The organism is Myxococcus sp. AM010 (assembly GCF_013372585.1).
GTDB lineage: Bacteria > Myxococcota > Myxococcia > Myxococcales > Myxococcaceae > Myxococcus > Myxococcus vastator.
Genome location: NZ_JABXEO010000001.1, coordinates 221,884 through 242,172, shown reverse-complemented (window position 1 = coordinate 242,172; position 20,289 = coordinate 221,884). Strand labels below are relative to the sequence as shown.

The window sequence follows — 20,289 nt, the reverse complement described above, 5'->3', positions numbered from 1 at the left end:
CCGCTGTCTCCTTCCTCCCCTCGTGAGGTGCTCCACGATGTCCCGTCTTTTGTCCGCGCTCGGCGCGCTGCTCGTCCTGGCCTCCGGCTGTGTTTCATCGCGGCCCCCGGTCGCCGACAGCGCTCCGACGTCCCAGCGACAGCAGCTCACCGTCCTCTACGTGGCGGACCTGCACGCGCAGCTGCGTGCCCACCCCGAGCTCTTCTGGCGCGGCGGGAAGGAGCGCATCGAAGTGGCGGGTGGCTTCGCCCGCGTGGCCGCCGCCATCCAACGGATTCGGGCCGAGCGCGGTGGGGACGTGCTGGTGCTCGACGCCGGTGACACGATTCAAGGTTCGGGCGCGGCGGCCCTCAGCGAGGGCGGGGCCCTCATTGAGCCACTCAACGCGCTCGGGCTGGACGGCGGGGTGCCCGGCAACTGGGAGGTGGTGTACGGCCCCGCGGTGCTGCGCCAGCGCGCCCGTGAGCTGAAGCACCCGCTCTTCGCGGCCAACCTGCGCGACGCGGCCAGCGGCGAGCGGCTCTTCCCGCCGTACCTGGTGAAGACGGTGGGCGGGGTGAAGGTGGCCGTGGTGGGCTTCACGGACCCGGACGTCCCGCGCCGTCAGCCCCCGGGGTACAGCCAGGGGCTGCGCTATGACGGCCCGGAGGCGCTGCCGGCGCTGGTGCGCGAGGTGCGCGAGCGCGAGGGCGCCCAGGTGGTGCTCCTGATGACGCACGTGGGGCTCGCCAAGGCCGTGGGGCTGGCCGCCAGGGTGCCCGGCGTGGACGCGCACCTCTCCAGCGACACGCACGAGCGCACCTATGAACCCATCGAGCAGGCCGGTAGCTGGGTGGTGGAGCCTGGCGCCTTCGGCTCCTTCCTCGGCCGGTTGGACTTGTGGCTGGAGGACGGGAAGGTGGTGGATCGCCGCTGGGAGCTCATCGAGCTGACCGCGTCGCGCTTCCCCGAGGACCCCGAAGTGGCGCGGCTCGTGGAAGCAGCGCTCGCGCCTTACGAGGAGGAGCTGTCCGTCCCGGTGGGGCACACCGACGTGACGCTCGCGCGCTACGCGGTGGTGGAGAACCCGCTGGACAACGTGCTGGCTGATGCCATCCGCGCCGCGGGCGGGACGCAGATTGGCCTCTCCAACGGCTTTCGCTTCGGCACGCCGCTGCTGCCCGGGCCCGTGCGCGAGGCGGACCTGTGGAGCTTCTTTCCCATCACCAACAAGCTGAAGACGGGCAAGGTGAGTGGCCGCCAGCTGCGCGCCTTCTGGGAGCAGGAGCTGGAGAACGTCTTCGCCAAGGACCCGGAGAAGCGCTTCGGCGGGTGGCTGCCTCGCCCCTCGGGGATGACGCTGCGCTTCCGCGCGGAGGCCCCCAAGGGGCAGCGCCTCCTCGCCCTGGAGGTCGCTGGCGAGCCGGTGGTGGACGAGCGCCTCTACACCGTGACGGCCTGCGAGCGGGAAGGCGACTCGCCGGACATGCTCTGCCGCATCCCCGGCGTCCAGGAGCCGCGGGTGCTCGACGTGGACGCGCACGAGGCGGTGCGCCGCTTCCTCGCCGGCAAGCCACGCCTGCGCGCGTCGCTGGAGGGCCGCGCGGTGGGCGAGGACCTGCCGGCCGTGCTCCGCACCCAGCAGGTCCAGCCGTGAGCGGGACTTCCTCTCACCGCCCCCCTGAAATGACCGCGCCTCTCGCCGCTTCCAAATCGACTCTCGCCGCGCCTCCTCCCGAAGGCCCCTGGCGCCGACGGCTGCCGGGCCTCGGGCTCGCCGCTGGGCTGGCGGTGGTCAGCTACGGGCTGGCCACGCTCCCCGGCCTCAAGGTGGTGGGGCCCCTCACGGTGGCCTTGTTGATAGGCATCTCACTGCGCACGGCGCTGGGGCTGGCCCCCGGCCTGGTGGAGGGCACGCGCTACTCGGCGCGCACGGTGCTGCGGTTGGGCATCGTGCTGATGGGGGCGCGGCTCGACTTCGGGCTGGTGGCGACGGTGGGCCCGCGCGTGCTGCTGCTGGCCCTGGCCGTCATCGTCGGCGGCATCCTGGGCATCCGCTGGGTGACGAAGTGCTTCGGCGTGCCGGAGAAGCTGGGCACGCTGCTGGCCGTGGGCACCTCCATCTGTGGCGCCAGCGCGGTGGTGGCCGCCAGCTCCGTCACCCGCGCGGAGGAGGAGGACACCACGCTGGCGGTGGGCCTGTGCGGAATCCTGGGCACGGTGGGCGTCCTCTTCTACGTCTTCGTGGGGCCGCTGCTGGGGCTGAGCACCGCGCAGCTCGCCATCCTGTCGGGCGCCACGTTGCATGAGGTGGCGCAGGTCATGGCCGCGGCCTTCACCTGGGGCACCTCCGCCGGGGACCTGGGCACGCTGGTCAAGCTCACCCGCGTGGTGCTGCTGGCCCCCGCGCTCGTGGTGCTGGGGCTGGTCTCCGGCGCGGGCGGGCAGGTGCGCTATTCGCTGAAGGAGCCGCCCATCCCGTGGTTCGTCATCGGCTTCCTCGCGGTGGGCATGCTGGGCACGGTGGGCGTGGTGCCCGCCGCCGCCAAGGCGTGGCTCTCCACCGCCAGCGTCTTCCTCATGGTGATGGCCATGGCGGCCATGGGGCTGGGCACCCACCTGCGCATGGTCCGCCGCGCGGGCATGCGGGTCGTCTACGCGGGCCTCGTCGGCTTCGCCGCCCTGGCGCTGTCCGCCTGGGGGCTCATCCAGTTGCTGTCCATCCAGTAGCCCTTGAACTGCTTCGGAGTCCGTCCAGATGAATCGCTTCCTGCCATTGCTCGTCATCGCGCTCATCACCGCGCCCCTGGCCGCGCTCGCCGCGCCGCCGTCCCAGCCCGCGAAGGAGGAGGTGCCCGCTCGCCAGGGCAAGCTCGTCTTCGTGGCCACCACGGGCCTGGAGGACATCGGCACCCTCTCCAGCTCCCTGCGGCACGTGAAGAGCGCCAAGGCGTCGGGTTACCTCTCGGACGTGGTGTGGCTCACCTACGGCCGCGCGGTGGTGGCGCTGGACCCGACGGTGAAGGCCGTGCCGGCGGAGGTCCGCGAGGCCGCCCAGGCGGCGAAGGCCGCGGGCGTGCGGCTGGTGGCGTGCGCCACCGCGCTGCAGAAGTTCGGCATTGACCCGAAGAAGCTCCAGCCCCAGGCCGACGTGGTGGACAACGGCGTGGCGGAGCTGTCGCGCCTGGTGGCCGAGGGCTACCAGGTCATCCGCTACTAGCGAGGCGTGGCCACCCCATGGAGCGCGCGACACACAGGACGCGGACCGTGCTGTCCCTCTGCCTGCTGGCCCTGGCCGGCGTGGCGCGGCGGGGCCGGGCCGAGGCGGTGGTGGAGGAGGAGGCCGCGGAGGCGGGGCCGCGGCTGGAGCTCAAGGAGGCGCTCCAGGTCCGAATCGACCAGGGGCTGGGCGCGCCGGGCGCCGCCGCCGTGAGCCTGCGACGTGGGCGGGTGGGGCTGCACCTGACCGGGTCGCCGTGGGTGCGGGGCGGACTGGAGGTGTCGTTCGACCGGCTCGTCCTCCTGCCCGGGCCGCTCCAGGGGCCGCCGCTGGCCCTCCACGAGGCCAGCGCGACCTTCACCGTGCTGCCCCAGCGCGCCTGGCTGAGCGTGGGGCTGTTCCGTCCGCAGGTGGGCCGGGAGAGCCTCACCAGTGGCTTCGAGGTGGACTCGCTGGACAAGGCCATCACGCAAGGCCCCCTGCGCCAGCACCTCACCGGCAGGGAGTCGGGGCGCGCGCCGGGGGTGGACGTGGGGGGCCTCCTCCAGGGAGAGGGCTGGAGCGTGCGCTATGACTCGGGCCTGGTGGTGCACCGCCCCGGGTCGGAGGGGACGCGGCGACCGCCGCTGCTCGTGGCCCGCGCCGCGCTCACCCTGGGGGCGCCGGAGGCGGAGGCGTATTCCCTCAGCCTTCCCATGAATGACTTCGGCCTCCGGCCGGGCTTCACCCTGGCCCTGCAAGGGAGCACGGAGCCCGGGGGCGACTCGCGCTCCTGGGGCGTGGACGCGCTCCTGCGGCTGCGTCCGCTGGTGCTCTCCGCCGAGCTCCACCAGGTGGCCTCCCCCCAGGGACACGCGCTGCTCGCGCATCTGCGCGCGGGCTTCAACCTGCCAGGCCCAGGGGCCACGGTGCTCGAGCCATGGGCGCTGGCGGCGTGGGGCGCGGGCGGCGCGCTGGAGGACACCCCGGGCGGCGCGCGGCTGGATGCCGGGCTGAGCTGGTATCTCCAGCGGCAGGCGTTTCGCGCCACGCTGGGAGGGCGCTGGTGGCCTCCCGGACATGGCGCGCCCAGCGGTCAACTCGGCCTGTCGCTTCAGCACCGGCGCTAGTCTGGCGCGATGTAGTCTCCTGGCGCCATCCAGGAAGGCATCCTGGTGACCGGGCGTTCTTCCCACGAGGAGGCGAAGGGCGGATGTCGACGCGAACCGATGAGCAGTTGATGGAGGCCGCGCGCGCTGGCGATGACAAGGCCCTGGACGAGGTCCTCGCCCGCCACGAGAAGCAGGTGTACCGCTTTGGCCTGCGCATGTGCGGCTCGGAGGAGGACGCCATGGAGGTCCTTCAGGAGACGCTGTTCACGGCCTTTCGGGGCCTCCACGCGTTCCGGGGGGACGCGGCGCTGTCCACCTGGTTGTACCAGGTGGCCCGCACGCACTGCTTCCGCCTGCGCCGCCGCCGCGTCGGCGCGCCCGACGACTTCCAGCCGCTCGACGCGCCCGCGGCCACCCACGTCGCGGCGGAGGAGGCGACGCCGGACATGCTCTCCCATGCGCGGCAGATGGGCGAGGTGTTGCAGGCGGCCATCCTCGCGCTGCCGGAGGCGCACCGCGAGGTGCTCATCCTCCGGGACGTGGAGGGGCTCACGGCGGAGGAGGCGGCCGGCGTGGTGGGCATCGAGGTGCGGGCGCTCAAGAGCCGGCTGCACCGCGCGCGGCTGCAGATGCGCGAGCACCTCGCCACCCTCCTGGGGGAGGGCGCCCACGGACAGAGCCCGGGGTGTCCGGAGCTGGCGCAGGAGCTGTCGGAGTTCGCCGCGGAGGAGGTGGACCAGGCCGCCTGCGTGCGCCTGGAGGACCACCTGTCACGCTGCCCCCGCTGCAGCGAGGCGTGTGACGCGCTCAAGCGCACGGTGTCTCTGTGCCGGCGCATCCCCGGAGATGAGGTCCCCGCGCCCGTGCGCGCGGCGGTGCGACAGGCGCTGTCACGCGCGCTGCCCTCCTGAGTCCGCTCGCCTTGGCGCACCTGGGGGCGCGGCCTACGGGGCCGCGAGCGCCGAGTAGACCTCGAACCACGCCAGGTACGAGCGCCACGCCGGGTCTCGCAGCTCGACGAGGGCGCGTCGCGCCTTGTCCAGGCGCAGGGGCACGTCGAAGGGCAACCCTCTGTCGCCCTTCACCTCCAGTTGTGCCGCGAACCAGAGCACGTCCAGTTGCCCCGTATCGACGTCGGCGTGCGTGCGGGCCACCAGCGCGTCGGCATGCTTCAACGCCTCGCCCAGCCACCGCGCCGCCTGGGCGGAGGCCTGCTGGTCCACGGCATTCTCCGCCAGCCGCAGCTCCGCCAGCGTCACGGAGCGGAGGTCCTCATCGCGGTCCAACTGGTCGAACTGCTCAAGGTACAGCTTGCGCTGCGCTTCGAGCGCCCGCGCCGCGGCGTCCAGACGCCCCATCCGGGTCTCCGCGTTCGCGCGCAGGCCCGAGCTGATGAGGCGATACGAGCGCAGGACGTGCTCCGGCGTGGAGTGGGCCCACTTCAGCGCGCTCCGGACCGCGGGCGTCGCCAGGCCGCGCTCGACCTGCTCCAGGTCTTCCAAGGTCCGCCGTGGCTGGCCGGCACCCAGCGCAGCGGCGCCACGCGCCAGTCGCACCACCATCCGGTTGCGCAGGCCCTCTTCGTCCTGGGGGCTCGCTTCCACGAGCGGCAGCACCCGGTCATAGAGCGTCAGCGCCCGGTCGAAGCGGCCCGCGGCGAGGTTGTAGAGCGCGGCGCGGTCCAGGGCCAGAGGCAGGAACCTGGACAGCCGCTGCGTGGTCTCCACCATGGCCAGGGCCTTGTCCGCCGCCTGCGCCGCATCGGCTGCACGGTCGACGTGCAGCAGCGCATGGGCCCGCGCCATGGACACGGCCAGCCCCGCCCAGTTGTCCACATAGGGCAGTTGGTCCCGCTGCTCGAGGTACCCCAGGGCGATGTGGAAGTTGCCCACCTGCGTGTGCAGCAGCCCCAGCGCGCCCAGTATCATGGCCCGGTAGCGGACGTTGTTCCGCATCAGGTCCAAGGCCACCATGTAGTAGCGGTTGGCGCGCTCGGCGGCGGCGGGGTCGCGGTTGCGCAGGAAGTCCTCGTGATGGATGGCGCCCAGGAGCGCCTGCACCACGCGCTGGTTCTTCAGCTCCGGCCACGCGGCGCGCAGCTCCCTCCTGGCCGAGGTGACAGCCTGGGCGTGGGCATCCCCCTCCAGCCTGGAGAGCTGGCGCGCGGTGACGTAGGCCTTCACGAAGTGCGCGAGCGGCTTCGCCCTGTTCGGGGCGGTGGTGGTGACTTCCTTCTCCACCACGTCCGGACTCACGCCGGCTCGCAAGCGCAGGTTCATGGCTTCGACGGCGCTCTCCAGCGAGCCCGTCCGCTGCGTCACCAGGTCGAAGTCCTCACGCGCCCTGTCCTGGCGCTGCCGTGCCAGCCGCCGGTAGGCGCGGCCCATCAGGGCGCGGCGAAAGAGCCGCTCGGCGCGGCGGCGCTCCTCGCTACCCGGTGGCGTGTCGTCGACGTAGACCAGCGCCAGCGATTCCATGATGCCGTCGGCGCCGAGCTCCGCCGACCGCTCCACGGCGTCCTGAACCAGGACCCTTCTGCGCAGCGGGTCCTGCTGCTGCCGATAGAAGCCGAGCAGCGCCTCCCGCACGGCACGAGGCGGCCGGTCGCTTCGGAGCGCATTGATGTGGCGGCCCAGCTCCAGCGCGTACGCGTAGGCCGAACCGGCGGGCGCTGTCGTGAGGGCCTGCGCCATCGCCGCGTCCGCTTCGTCGTAGGGGCGTCCCCGGTACAGGGCGCGAACCGCGGCGCGAGCGAAGTCGAGCTGGTCGTCGGCCGGGAAGATGCGGTGCTCGGAGAGCCGTCGGCTCGCTTCGACCAAGGGCTCCCGCTCATCGAGCTCGCGGTACAGCGCGTCCGCTCGCGCGTGGTAGGCCTCCAGCACCGCGCGCGGCGTGGTGTCGGCGATTTCGGCCGCCTCCAGCTCCTTCCGGGCCCGCGTGAAGTCACCCGCGTCATCCGCCAGCTCGCTGCGCACCACCTGCTGGAAGACCGCGGCCGCGGGGCTGAGCGCGTTCGCGGGCTCCAGCGCGGCCACGCGCTGCTGCTCCGCGACGCTCAGTTCCTCCACCATGCGGCCCCGCTCGCGCTCCTTCATGGCGCGCCGGTGGTCGATGAGGACGCGGAGCGGCCCCTCCAGGCCCGCGGTGGTGGGGTCGCTCACCGAGTCCAGGTGACGGGCGTAGAACTCCGCCGCGCTGAAGTCCTCGAAGGCCAGGTGCAGCATGCTCATGCGCATCATCAGCACGCGGCGGAGCCTGGGCCGTGTCTCTAGCAGCAGCCGGTGGCGGTAGAGCAGCAGCTCATCGGCGCGGCGGCCGACCATCCTCAGCTCGGCGCTGAGCCGGCGCGCATCCCATGCACTGGGGACCTGGCCATCCAGCGGCAGTTGATACACGTCCAGGGACCGCGAGCGTGAACAGGTCGCGACCAGGGACGTGGCCGCGGGCGCCGGGTACTGGCAGTTCCAGGACTGGCTGGTGAGCTGGTCCGGATGGGCGGCGGCGGCCCGCTCGGCGGCGTCGTCACGCTCCGTCGCGAAGGGCACCCGGAACAGCACGCCGCTGTCGCTGGCATCAATGACGCCATCCGCGTTCGAGTCCGTGAAGAACTGCACCACGTACAGGTAGCGCCCGTCCCGGGAGAACGCCGGCTGGCCCGTCTGCCCCGGGATGTCGAGCGGCAGCGGGTGGGGCTTCGCGCCGGGCGCATCCAGGCGCAGCGCCTCCAGATGGGGCGCGGCGCGCGCGGCGAAGCCGGGGCCTACCTGCCGCACGGAGCGCTCGATGGGGACGTACACCAGCCAGCGCCCATCGGGGGAGAGGGTCGGGCTGGTCAGGTTCCGCTCGAGCAGGGGCGTCACGCGCCATGTGCCACCCAGCTCGACTCGCGACAGGTGAAGGTCGCCCTGGATGGTGGCCCGGCTCACCAGCGCGATGCGTGAGGCGTCCATCCACTCCGCCTGGAGGGCGTTGGCGTCTCCTTCGAGGCACCGGCGCTCCTTCGCGGTGGGCAGCTCGCGCACGCACAACTGGCCGCCGGCCTGGTTCCGGAACGAGATGTAGAGCAGGTGCTTCCCGTCGGGGCTGATGCGCGGCCAGGTGACATCCGCGCCTTCGTCGAAGAGCCGGCGCTCGCGGCCGCGCTCCAGGTCCTGCGTGTAGATTTCGGTCGCGATGTTGCGGTTGGACGCGAAGAGCAACGTGTTGTCATCAGGCGCCAGCTGTCCGAGGAACTGGTCCCCCACGCCGACGGTGAGCCGGGTGGGCATGCGCACGCCGCCGTCGTCCTCATCGTCCTGAGCCCAGGCACTGCCCGCGAGCAGCACGGCCAAGGCCACGCAGCACCGCAGCCAGCGCGTCAGCACTGCTTCTCTCCCCAGGTCCCATCCTCGGCCTCGACCCACCCGCCGCAGACGACACCCTCCGCGTGCACCTTGTGCCAGTTCCGGCGCAGCGTCTCCTCTGGGACGTCGGGCCGGGCCGACCGCATCCACTTCCAGAGCTGCTTGCGTGCGCGGTTCACCCGCTCCACCAGGGCCACGTCATCCGCCGTCATGCGCCCGGCCTGGCAGCGGCGCCGGGTATTATTCGCCAGCAGCCCGTCCCGTCCCTCTCCCACGCAGTGGCGTCGCAGCAGGTCGTCCACGCGGTCCGCTGGCGTCCTGCCGATGTTCTCCACCAGCGGCGTGGGCTGGATGCCCAGCGCTTCCAGTTGATTGGGCGTGAACGGCACCGGCGTGGGGTTCATGCCCGCGCGAGCCAGGCGCTGCTCCACGTCGTTGAACGAGCCCGAGGCCTGTTCCTCGAGCGCCGTCGCGCGGTCGACCATGACGATCTCCGGCGCGCTGATGCACCCGGACGTGGCGAGGGCGGCCCACAGCAGCAACCCACGGTGTTTCATGGCGTCGTCTCCAGAAGCGTCATGGACTTGATGAGCTGGTCGACGATGGGGCCCATGGGGATGCCCCGGATCTCGTCGATGCTGAGCAGCTTCGCCAGGCCGCCCATGGTGATGCGCAGGCTGCCGAAGCCGCGGTTGAAGCTCACCCGCACGTGCTCCGGGTAGCCCAGCCGCAAGGCATACCGGACCCGGTTGGTGGCGGGGTCGACATGGCGGGGGTCCTCGATGTCGAGCAGGTCCAGCAGGTGGCGGTTGCCAATGCGCAGGATCTCCGCGCGGCCATCGATGCTGCGGTCCTTCGCGGAGATGACCACGGCGGCATTGCCGTCGAAGGGCTCTCCTCGGGACGACTGGACGCCGGTGGCCCGCACGCGGGCCTCCAGGGTGGAGCGCTTGCCTTGCCAATCCAGGCGCCACTGCCCGGTGAGGCGCCCCCCGCGCACCCCCATCTCCAGCTGCGTCATGGAGACGACGTGCTGGTCGACGGACAGGTTCCCCGCCAGGGGCGCGACGGTGACGAACGGCGTGCTGATGCGTCTGGCGGACACGTATCCGCTGCGGGAGAGCAGGGGATGCTGGTCGGCGAAGCGAAGCATCGGGTACGGGTTCACGTCGATGTCGCTCAGCAGCCGCAGGTGTCCCTGGCTGAACTCGAGGTTCTCGGTGAGCGGGACGTTGCCGTCCATCCCTTCAATCTCGAACCCCTGCTCGGGCAGGCGCAGGTTCAAGTCCTGGAGGAGCAGGTTGGAGACGGTCCGGAAGACGACGAGGTCGGGTGAGCTCACGCGGAAGCCGACGGTGACCTTGCCGCTTCCCTCCAGGACTCCGGGCTGCGTGAGCCTGGCCATGTCCTGCGCCAGCTCGCCCCGGAGCCCCATGCGGCGCCGGTCCTCGCTGAGGTCGAGCCGCCCCCGGACCTTCAACTGGGTGCCGGTCCCCGCGTGGGTCAATTGGAGCTGGGGGACGTGGATGACGCCCGTGGGCTTGCGCCGCGCGGTGAACGTCGCCTCCAGGTCCTGGACCGGATAGGGCAGCGCAGGGTTCTGTTCGAGCGCGCGGAGCTTCAGGTGCTGCTTCAGCTCGATGTCGCCCGCTTCCAGCGCCTCGGTGAAGCTGGCGGTGGTGTCGCTGGTCAGCTCCGAGAAGGCCAGCCGCCGGTCGCTCATCCCGACGGTGAGCTTCTCCACGCGCAGGTCACTGTGGACGGTTCGCTTGGGACCGTCGACGCGAGACGCCAGCTCCCAATGCAGCGCGGGGGCGTTGACGAACAGGGCGTCCTGTCTCCAGCGCAGGCCGCGCGCGCGCACGGCCGCCGTTCCATCGAAGCTGGCGGTGCGCGCCGGGTCCGGGGCCAGTCGCGGCGTGCCATCGGCTGAGACGCCCGTGAGCACGCCGCGCAGCGTGCCATGCAGCTCGATGCCTACCGCGAGCCGCCCGGCATTCAGCTCCGAGGGCACCCGCGCCATGGCCAGCAAGGGCGCCAGGGTTCCCAGTGGGGGGATGTCGCCCGTCACGTCCATGCGAAGGGCGCGGGCCCTCCGGTCGAAGGCCGCCGCGGCGTCCAGCATGACCTTGGGCCCTTCGTGGCTGGTGAGACCCACGCGGAGCGCGGGCTCCCGGCGGTTGAGGTCCAGGGTCAGCGTCTGGTGCTGGAGCCCCAGGTCCTTCTCACCGGCCTTGAGTCCTTCGACTCGCAGGTCCACGTCGCCCTGGTGGCGCCAGGCGTCACCCCGCGAGCGCACCACGACGGCGACGTTGCTGGCCGTCACGTCATCCCACGCTGGCCGTTGCAGCTTCAGCTCCGTGCGGTGCTCCAGCCGTGGCGCGGAGGAGAAGAGCGCCTTCACGCTGCCCTGGGAGGCCAGGCTCACGCCCAGGTGCCGCCACGGAATGCGCGCCGCGACCGGGTCGGGAATGAAGGGGCGGGCGGCGGCGAGGTCCGGCGTCCGAGCGGCCAGGGTGTAGGCCACCGCGTCGGTGTCCTTGGTGGCATCCAGGGACGCCTGCGCGTCACCGACGTCGAGCACGAGCCGCGCGCGGCCTCGGCTGAGCTGGGGCGCGTCGAGCCGCGGGAACGCGTCCGACGCATCGAGCTTCACGCGCACGGGGCCCTTCAGCAGCGTGCGCCCATCCGGCGAGGACAGGTGGAGCGCCCCGACGGGCACGTTCGCGCTCAGTGCGAAGGGAGGCGCCGCCGCCAGCGGCGCGCTGAGCTGGAAGCCCATCTGTTCGGCCTTCGCTCGGAGGTCGGGGGTTCGAAGTTCCAGGGACTCCAACAGGCCTGACAGGCTCGCGTCTCCGGCGACTTTGAGCGGGGATGAGGGCTCCGGGCGGAGCTGATGTCCCTTCACTTCACCGTGGGCCTTCGGAATCCGCAGCGCGGTGGGGCCTCCCACGTCGAGCCCATTGACTCCGAACGTCAGGTGCGCGGAGAGCCCCAGCCGCGGATCCGGCGTCGCCACGAGGGTGACGCGTCCACCGCCGAGCGTCAGTTGGACCGGCGCCCCCGTCATCCGGAGCGCCGCGACGTCCACGTCCAGGCCCAGCTTCCCACGGGGCCCCAGCTGAGGCATCGCGCTCAGGGTGACGTCTTGTGCGTCCAGCTTCACCTGGCCGCGCTCGAGCGTGAACGGACGCCATTCGGAGGGGAGCGCCGCCAGCAGCTTCCCAAGCTCGAGGTCCACCAGGGCGCGTGTCACGACCGGGGGCTCTCCCGCGGCATCCGGGAGCACGGCCCGCGCCCGAAGCTCGGCGCTGTCTGTCAGGTGGGTTCGCTCCAGCTCCACGGCGATGTGGCGCTGCTCGACCTCGAACCGCGCGGCCACCGCGCCATGAAGCAGCGAGCGGAGCGAGAAGCGTGGGTCGAAGGTCTGCTGGGTGACATCGAGGTCCACCCGCGCGCGAGCGGCCGACGCGCCAGCCTCCATCGAAAGGGCGAACGCCAGCTCCGCGAAGGCCGGGGGTGTTGCGGAGCCTTCGTGGCGCAGCTCCAGCGGCAGCGGGGCACCCGCCTGCCCCAGGTTCGCGAAGACCTTCCATTCCCCGTCGTGTTGCTTCGCTTCGACCCGCGCCGCCAGCCCACGCAGGGACCACCGCTCGGCGACTTCGCCTCGCTGGACGCGGACGTAGCTCAGCGACACGCCCGACACGTCGACGTGCCCGACGGGAGGCGGCGCTCTCAGGAGGTCCGCGAGCTGCTGGGAGGCACCCACCGGCGGCGCTTCAACGGGCGGCGGCGCTGGGGCTTCAGGCTCCGTCAGCTTCGAGAGGGAGGTGGCGCCTGAATCGTCAGCGACCAGGGCGAGCGCCACGTCCCGCACCACCACCCGCTCAATCCGGATGGGGCCCGTCACCAGCGCACCGGGCGACCAGTGCGCCTCCAAGGTGCCGACGCGCAGCAGCTCGGGCGCGGCGCCGTGGAATGGAGCGGGTGTCCGTACTACCAGGCCTTCCAGCTTCAACCCCGAGAGCAGCTCGACCTGGGCGACCTGGTAGTCCACCTGGAGCCCGGTGGCCGCCTCCACCTCGGAGACAAGGGGCTGCTTCAGCCACGGGCTGTCGAGGTTGCGCGACACCACCACGGCAGCGACCAGCGCCAGCGCCGGGAGCACGACCAGGATCGTAAAAACCACGCCCGCGATGATGCGGGCCCACCGCCGGCGAGGCCGTTCAGCTGTGGTGGAATCCATGGGGCTCGGTTGACGCGAGCGGCCATCATGGTCGGGGGCCTGAACGAAGTCGAGGAGACGTTGCGGGCAGGCGCGGGGCGGTTGCTCGGAGGGGATGAGGACGGCCGCCAGGCTCCCTGGCGGCCGGTGACCAGCTCATGGCTCCTGCGTCAGCTCCCGCAGCGCGCGCCGGTTGAGCTTGCCGTTCGGAGTCCGGGGCAGCTCGGGCAGGACGCGGACCTCGTCCACAATCATGTAGCGAGGCAGCCGCTCCGCGCAGTGCTTCTTCACCTTGAGCAGGGAAGGGGGCTTGCTGGCGCCACTGACCACGAAGGCCACCAGCCGCGCTTCCAGGCCGGAGCCGGTGGCAATCACGCCTGCCTCGCGGATGTCCGGGTGTGTGAGCAGGGCCGCTTCGATTTCGCCCGCTTCGATGCGGCGCCCGCGCACCTTCAGCATGTTGTCGCGTCTGCCCAGGTATTCGAAAGTGCCGTCCGGCAGCTCGCGGCAGCGGTCCCCCGTGGCATACGGCCCGCTCCCGTGGCGAGGCTGGCCCCAGTAGCCCAGCATCACCGTGGGGCCTTCCACCATCAGCTCGCCCACGCCGTCGCCTTCCTCCCGTGCTTCCTCCGAGTCTGGCGGCGGCCGGGCCAGCCACACGCGGTTGCCACAGCTCGCGCGGCCGATGGGCACCGGCTCGGTGCGGTGAGGTGAGACCTCCGTCACCTCATGGAAGGTGCAGACGTTGGTCTCCGTGGGGCCATAGAGGTTGAAGAACCTCGCGTGCCCCAGGTGCTCCCGGAGCGGGCGCAGGTGCCGGATGGGGAAGGGCTCGCCCGCGAAGAGCACGGCGCGGAAGGGCAGCGGGCCATGCTTCAGCAGCCCCCCTTCCTGCATCATCAGCATCAGCGCCGAAGGCACCGAGTACCAGCAGGTGAACCGCTCGCGGAGGACCAGCTCCACCAGCTTCTCCGGCGCGAAGGCCAGCGCCTCCGGGATGAGCGTGACGGACGCGCCGCCCCTGAAGGCCGCGTACAGGTCCAGCACCGAGAGGTCGAAGAAGAACGGCGCGTGGTTGCTGAAGCGGTCCTCCGGCGTGGTGCCGAGCAGCTCGTGGCACCACTCGATGAAGGCCATCGCGTTCCGCTGGCTGATGCACACGCCCTTGGGCGCTCCCGTGGAGCCCGACGTGTAGAGGATGTACGCCAGGTCGTCGTCACCCGCGCCGTGCGGCGGCAGCGGCGCCGAGGAGAAGCCGCTCAGCCGGTTCCAGCAGATCTCCGGCCCCTTGTCGTCCACCAGCAGGTAGCGCATCCGGCTCACGCCCGCGTTGTGGAGCTCGGCCGCGCGCGTGGTGGTGGTCACCATCACGTCGATGCCGCAGTCGTCGAGGATGAGCCGCGTCCGCACCGCCGGGTTCAGCGGATCCATGGGGACGTAGGCGGCGCCCAGCCGGGCAATGCCCTGCATCGCGGCGACGGCGCGCACGGACTTCTCCGTCCACAGCCCCACGCGGTCTCCCCGCCTCACGCCCAGCTCCTGGAGCGCGCGGGCGACGCGGTTGGCGTGCGCGTCCAGCTGGCCGTAGGTGAGGGTCCCGTCGGGACCCTTGATGGCGATGGACTCGGGAGCCTTCGCCGCTGCACGGATGACGATTTGGTCGAGTGTCATAGGCCGAGCTGGTTGGCGATGATGTCGCGTTGAATTTCGGAGGTGCCGGAGAAGATGGCGCTGGGAATGGCGTCACGCAGCACGCGCTCGATGCCCGTTTCGGTCACGTAGCCCATGCCGCCGTGAATCTGGATGGCGTCCAGGCCGCTCTGGATGGCGGCCTCGCTGATGGCCAGCTTCGCCAGGGACACCTCCATGACGGCGTCCTGGCCCTGGTCCATCTTCCAGCAGGCCTGGTACAGCAGCAGGCGGGACGCCTCCAGCCGCTGCTTCATGTCCGCCAGCTTGTGGGAGATGGCCTGGTTCTTCCCCAGGGCCTTCTTGAACTGCTTGCGAGTCCGGGCGAAGTCCGCCGTCTGTTCGAGCACCCGCTCCATCACGCCCACGTAGGCGGCGAAGAGGCACGCGCGCTCCCACTGCATGGACCGCTTGAACATCGCCGCGCCCTGTCCCTCCGCGCCCAGCCGCGCGGACTCCGGAACACGGCACCCCTCTAGATAGATGGGGGCGATGGGTGACGTGGACAGCCCCATCTTCTCGAACGCGCGCCCCACGGAGAGCCCCGGTGTGTCCTTCTCCACGAGGAACGCGCTCAGCCCCATGTACCCATGGGCCGGCTGGGTGGCGGCGTAGACGAGGAAGACGTCCGCGGAGGGGCCGTTGGTGACGTAGCTCTTGCCACCATCGAGCACGTAGCCGTCGCCGTCCCGCACCGCGCGCGTCTTCAGGGCGAACACGTCCGAGCCCGCCTCCGGTTCGGAGATGGCATTGGCGCCCACCCACTCCCCCGAGCACAGGCGGGGCAGGTACCGGGACTTCTGCGCGTCATCCCCGCTCTCCAGGATGGGCATCACGCAGGCGAAGAGGTGCGCACCCACGGAGAACACCAGCCCGGTGTCCACGCAGCCGCGCCCCAGCGCCTCCATCACCCGCGCCGTGGTCAGCGTGTCCAGCCCCAGTCCGCCATGGGCCGAGGGCACCGGGAGCCCCAGGAAACCGAACTCACCACAGCGCTGCCACAGCTCGCGCGGCAGCGCCTCCTTGCTGGGCTTCGCGGGCTCGGGCAACTGCGCTCGCGCGAAGGCGAGGGCACGGTCATAGAGCTCCACCTGCTCGTGAGTCCAACTGAAGTCCATGTTTTCCTGTCGTTCCAACGGGTGACAGCAACGCGGGAGCGCGCTTCGAAAGCCTCGCGCTCGTACTGCGTGGCTCTCGGATTGGGAGGGTGAGACGTATGAGGAGTCAGGTGAAGTCTCGCGTGTGTGGGAACGAGCCGTCAAGAACCTCCGGGATGGTTGTCAGCAAGTGAGTCTTTTGCGGCGATGCTGGATGGGATTGGAGCGCGAGGGGGGGGCAATTCCTATCTGGCGGGTCTGGTCCGGGGTGTACTCAGTGAGTTACAAATGGTCCGGGGGGCGGTGCTCCGCCGTCGCGGAAAATCGGGCCCCAGCGCCCATCCGCGCGCCCCTGATCCACCCCTCCAGACCCTGTATTCTGTTTCGCTTCACTACCCATTGCACTGGGTGCGGTGTCACTCATTCCCGCCGTGGGCGCTCGCGTCAGGGGGTTTCAGCCTATGGCCGCGGTAAAATTCTACAGGCGGCTGGCCTGGCCGAAGTGACTGAGCGCTCGACTCAGACCAGGGTATGGGACAACCTGGTCGGTGATTGACTGGTTTGCCCGTGGGCAGTTTGCTTCGGGCATGGAACGTTGCGTCGTTTTGGATTTGCCTGGATTGAGCGCGAGGTATGTCGGCCCCTCGACGCCAAACATGCAGGCCTTCGTGGAGCGGGGGCGCATGGTGCCGCTCCAGCCCGTCCTGCCGGCGCTGAACTGCACCATGCAGGCGACGTTCCTGACCGGAAGATACCCCAGCGAGCACGGAATCGTCGGGGATGGGTGGCTCCACCGGGAGCTGGGAGAGGTCCGCTTCTGGCCCCAGTCGGACGGGCTCGTGCAGGCGCCGCAGCTCTGGGATGCCGCGCGCGAGCTCGACCCCAGCTTCACCTGCGCCCGCGTGTGCTGGTTCATGAACATGTATTCGAAGGCGGACTACGCCATCACGCCGCAGCCGTCCTTCACCGCGGACGGGCGGGTGGTGCCAGACGTGTTCACGGAGCCGCTCCACCTGCGCGATCCGCTCGTCAAGGCGCTGGGGAACTTCCCCGCGTATGACTACTGGGGGCCCCGCTACAGCATCCGCTCCTCGGAGTGGATCGCCGACGTCGCCATGTGGCTGGAGCGGCGGCACAGCCCCACGCTCTCGCTCGTCTTCCTGCCGCACCTGGACTACACGCCGCACACGTTCGGGCCGGACGCGAAGGAGATCCACAAGAGCCTCCGGGAGATCGACGACGTCGTCGGGAAGCTGATCGGCTTCTACGAGTCGCGCGGCGTGCGCGTCATCATCCTCTCGGAGTTCGGCGCGGTCCCCGTGTCCCGGGCCGTCCACCTGAACCGCCTCTTCCGCCGCCGTGGGTGGCTGGCGATTCGGGAGGAGGGCGGCCGTGACGTCGTCTATCCCAGCGGCAGCGAGGCGTTCGCCGTCGCGGACATGCAGATCGCGCACGTCTACGTCCGAAACCCGGCGCTGCTGGATGAGGTCAAGGCCCTGGTCGAGGCGGAGCCTGGGGTGGCCCAGGTGCTGGATGCCGAGGGCAAGCGCGCCCACCACCTGGACCACCCCCGCTCAGGCGAGCTGGTGGCCCTGGCCGAACCGGATGCCTGGTTCACGTATTTCTACTGGCTGGACGATGCGCGCGCGCCGGACTACGCGCGCACCGTCGATATCTACCGCAAGCCGGGCTACGACCCGCTGGAGATGTTCGTGGACCCGAAGCTGGGTCTGCGAATGCTGGAGCTGGGGGGCAGTGTCGTGAAGGAGAAGCTGGGCATGCGAGCGCGACTGGAGGTCGTCTCGATGGATGGCTCCCTCCTCAAGGGGGCGCATGGCCTGCCCACCGGCCCGGAGAACGGGCCGGTGCTGATGACACGACAAGCAGAGCTGATCGAGGCAGAGACACTCCACGCCACGCAAGTCCACGACCTCATCCTGGCGCACCTGACCGGACAGCAGGCGGCGGCCTGAGGGCCTTCCGCGAGCAACCCGAGCGTTGACGCTGCAAGAGGCGGGACACGAGATGAATAAACTTCCAGGGAGCGCCATTGTCATTGGCGCCAGCATGGGTGGGCTCAGCGCCGCGCGCGTGCTGGCGGACCACTTCGAGCGCGTCACCGTCATTGAACGGGACGTGCTCCAGGACGGCCCGCGGCAGGGGGCGCCCCAGGCCCATCACATCCACGTCCTGCTGCGAAAGGGCGTGGACCTGCTGGAGCAGTACTTCCCTGGCCTCGTCGAGCAGATGAAGGCGGACGGCATCGAGCCCTTCGACTTCACCCAGGACCTGCGGTGGCTGCAGTTCGGTGACTGGATGCCGCGCGACCGCAGCGGCATCGTCCTGTACCCGCAGACGCGCTTCTCCCTGGAGCGCTACCTGAGGGAGCGGCTTCGCGCCTATCCCAACGTGGAGATTTTGGAGTCGACCGCCGTGCGGGCGCTGCTGGCCACGCCGGATGGGCGGCGGATTCTCGGTGTCCAGACGCAGGACCGTCACGGGGACGGCGGCGCGGTGACGAACCGGCTCGCCAACATCGTCGTCGACGCGAGCGGGCGCGGTTCGCAGCTGGGCAAGTGGTTGTCGGAGTGGGGGTTCAGCCCGCCAGAGGAGAGCCGGCTGCCCATCAACCTCTGCTACGCGTCGCGCCTCTTCGAACAGCCGGAGACGGCCAGGGACTGGCGGGGGCTGTGGATCACCCCGCTGCCGCCCGACGCGCCGCGCGGTGGCGCGATGCAGGGTGTGGAAGGCAAGCGCTGGATTGTGTCCTTGTTCGGCTACGAAGGACACCACCCGCCCCGCGACGAGGACGGGTTCCTGGAGTTCGCCCGGGGCCTCCGCGAGCCGGACATCTACGAAGCCATCAAGGACGCGCAGCCCGTCTCGGACGTCCAGGTGTACCGGGTGCCGGACGTGAAGTGGCGCCACTTCGAGCGCGTCCGGGACTTCCCCGCGGGGCTGCTCGTCCTGGGGGACGCGTGGTGCTACTTCGACCCCGTCTTCGGCCAGGGCATGTCGGTGGCGATGCTGGAGGCGAACCTCCTCAACGAGGCGCTGCACCAGCTCGACAGCCTGGAGGCTGTGAGCCAGGCCTGGACGGCGTCCTACCTGCGCAAGGGCGCGCAGTGGCTCCAGGGGCTCTGGTTCTTCGTGACGGCGGAGGCCATGCGGCATCCCCACGTCCCCGGCGAGCGGACGCGGCTCATCAAGCTGGCCCAGTGGTACGTGGAGGAGCTCTACGCGCTGAACCACGAGCATCCGGAGATCTACAAGGAGTTCCTCAAGCTGATGCACGTCCAGGCGGGGCCGGAGTTCCTCCTGCGCCCGGACATCGCCATGCGGCTCGCGCAGCGCGCCTGGCGGAAGCAGTCCGCGGAGGGCCCGGGCAACGGGGCGCTGTGGCCCGCCAGCCGGGTGGCGCTGGGGGCGCGCTACGTAGGGCGGGTGATGGCCAACCTGGTGGCGCCTGGCATGGTGGGCCCGCGGGATCGCATCTGCCACTTCGACACGGAGAGGCTGGGGAAGCTGGACAAGACGTTGGGGTGGTTCGTCCGCGATGCCCTGCGTGCCCAGGGGTTGCTGAGCGAGGCCGCCGAGGCGCGGCGGTTCCTGGAGTACTGGCTCCCGGTGCAGGGCCTGGGCGTCGCGAAGAGGGCGTTGATTGAGTTCTCCTACAACGTGGACGAGCCCGGCCTGGGCTTCATGCTCTACAGCGACAACGGGACGGTCACGCGGGCCTTCCGGGAGTACATGCGTCAGCTCGGCATCTCCAACGAGGGCGTCGAGCGGTCCGTGGCCATCTGCGAGACGTTCCGCTCATCGGACCTGGGCCTGGTGCGCGCGGAGTTCAAGCCCGGAGGCCCCACCCGGTATTCCATTGCCGCCAGCTGGCACTTCGACCCCATGCGCGGGCACACCGGCTTCGATGAGGCGATGAGCCGCCTGCCGGAGCGCTTCCGGGCAGGGCCCTTCACGGAGCGAGTGAAGGGCCACGCCTCCTCGCTGCGGACCGAGTACTACCCGCTGTTCCTGGGACTGAGCTTCCTGGAGGACGGGACGCTCGAATCCAAGATGTACCTGGTGCGCTTCGACCACAAGCAGCCCCCGTTCCAGCCCGGCTCGGAGCTGTGGCGCTTCCTCCAGGACATGGGCGTGTTCGCCCCGGAGCTGGAGCGGGTCCGCCAGCTCAACGCGCTGCTCTGGGAGAACTCCGCGGACAAGATGACCCAGGTCGCCATCGAGACCTCCGAGTCCCAAGCCCAGCCCAAGCGCGTCAACCTCATCTACAGCGGGATCCAGACCTCCGCGGTCCTGGAAGCCATCTCCCGGTTCGGGTATCCAGAGTCCTCCAAGCAATCCGTCCGGGACTTCGAGCGGATGCTGCAGACCGACCGCGCGAAGTTCGTCGCGGTGCGGGTGGGCCCCGAAGGACTGAGCCCACGCCTCAAGCTGTACAAGCACGCCCTCTTTGATTTCGGCGATCTGTCCGTGGTGGAGGACGGAGGCCTGGGGCCGCGTGATGCCACGCCGGCCGCGGTAAAAGACGTTCCGGATGTATGTCTTTATTGATTCTTGTTGGTTGAGAGTGAAGTTCAAACAGGTGATGAGTCTGAGCGGCTTTCAGGCCGCCAGCGGAGCCGTGCCC

At 70.5% G+C, this 20,289-nt stretch carries 12 protein-coding genes; 7 read left to right on the top strand and 5 right to left on the bottom strand.

Annotation, left to right across the window (positions count from 1 at the left end):
• Positions 1-37 precede the first annotated feature (37 nt).
• The 5 genes from HV826_RS00885 (at position 38) to HV826_RS00865 (ending at position 5,201) form a co-directional block, all read left to right on the top strand.
• Positions 38-1,636 (top strand): bifunctional UDP-sugar hydrolase/5'-nucleotidase, encoded by a 1,599-nt coding sequence (locus tag HV826_RS00885; protein ID WP_176415106.1) that lies wholly within the window; start codon positions 38-40, stop codon positions 1,634-1,636.
• Between the two features lie 29 nt (positions 1,637-1,665).
• A complete protein-coding gene (locus HV826_RS00880) occupies positions 1,666-2,709 on the top strand; it encodes a YeiH family protein (RefSeq protein WP_176415105.1) in 1,044 nt (347 codons plus the stop codon).
• Positions 2,710-2,737: 28 nt separating this feature from the next.
• Positions 2,738-3,199 (top strand): DsrE family protein, encoded by a 462-nt coding sequence (locus HV826_RS00875; RefSeq protein WP_176415104.1) that lies wholly within the window; start codon positions 2,738-2,740, stop codon positions 3,197-3,199.
• A 47-nt stretch (positions 3,200-3,246) separates the two neighbouring features.
• A complete protein-coding gene (locus HV826_RS00870) occupies positions 3,247-4,308 on the top strand; it encodes a hypothetical protein (RefSeq protein ID WP_368670807.1) in 1,062 nt (353 codons plus the stop codon).
• Between the two features lie 83 nt (positions 4,309-4,391).
• Positions 4,392-5,201 carry a sigma-70 family RNA polymerase sigma factor gene (locus HV826_RS00865; protein ID WP_176415102.1) on the top strand — a complete coding sequence of 270 codons (810 nt, stop codon included), beginning with the start codon at positions 4,392-4,394 and terminating at the stop codon, positions 5,199-5,201.
• A 33-nt stretch (positions 5,202-5,234) separates the two neighbouring features.
• Here HV826_RS00865 and HV826_RS00860 read toward each other — a convergent pair whose 3' ends face one another.
• The 5 genes from HV826_RS00860 to HV826_RS00840 form a co-directional block, all read right to left on the bottom strand.
• On the bottom strand, positions 5,235-8,654 hold the full coding sequence (locus HV826_RS00860; protein ID WP_176415101.1) for a PD40 domain-containing protein: 3,420 nt from the start codon (positions 8,652-8,654) through the stop codon (positions 5,235-5,237).
• On the bottom strand, positions 8,648-9,190 hold the full coding sequence (locus tag HV826_RS00855) for a DUF1318 domain-containing protein (protein ID WP_176415100.1): 543 nt from the start codon (positions 9,188-9,190) through the stop codon (positions 8,648-8,650). The genes HV826_RS00860 and HV826_RS00855 overlap by 7 nt, the downstream gene beginning before the upstream one ends.
• Positions 9,187-12,879 (bottom strand): hypothetical protein, encoded by a 3,693-nt coding sequence (locus HV826_RS00850; RefSeq protein WP_176415099.1) that lies wholly within the window; start codon positions 12,877-12,879, stop codon positions 9,187-9,189. Before HV826_RS00850 ends, HV826_RS00855 begins: the two co-directional genes overlap by 4 nt.
• A gap of 135 nt (positions 12,880-13,014) precedes the next feature.
• Positions 13,015-14,529 carry an amino acid adenylation domain-containing protein gene (locus HV826_RS00845; RefSeq protein ID WP_176415098.1) on the bottom strand — a complete coding sequence of 505 codons (1,515 nt, stop codon included), beginning with the start codon at positions 14,527-14,529 and terminating at the stop codon, positions 13,015-13,017.
• A complete protein-coding gene (locus HV826_RS00840) occupies positions 14,526-15,665 on the bottom strand; it encodes an acyl-CoA dehydrogenase family protein (RefSeq protein WP_176415097.1) in 1,140 nt (379 codons plus the stop codon). Before HV826_RS00840 ends, HV826_RS00845 begins: the two co-directional genes overlap by 4 nt.
• A 566-nt stretch (positions 15,666-16,231) precedes the next feature.
• Here HV826_RS00840 and HV826_RS00835 point away from each other — a divergent pair.
• Entirely contained in the window at positions 16,232-17,617 is a 1,386-nt protein-coding gene (locus HV826_RS00835) for an alkaline phosphatase family protein (RefSeq protein WP_176415096.1), read from the top strand.
• A 52-nt stretch (positions 17,618-17,669) separates the two neighbouring features.
• Positions 17,670-20,213 (top strand): NAD(P)/FAD-dependent oxidoreductase, encoded by a 2,544-nt coding sequence (locus HV826_RS00830; protein ID WP_176415095.1) that lies wholly within the window; start codon positions 17,670-17,672, stop codon positions 20,211-20,213.
• Positions 20,214-20,289: the final 76 nt, after the last annotated feature.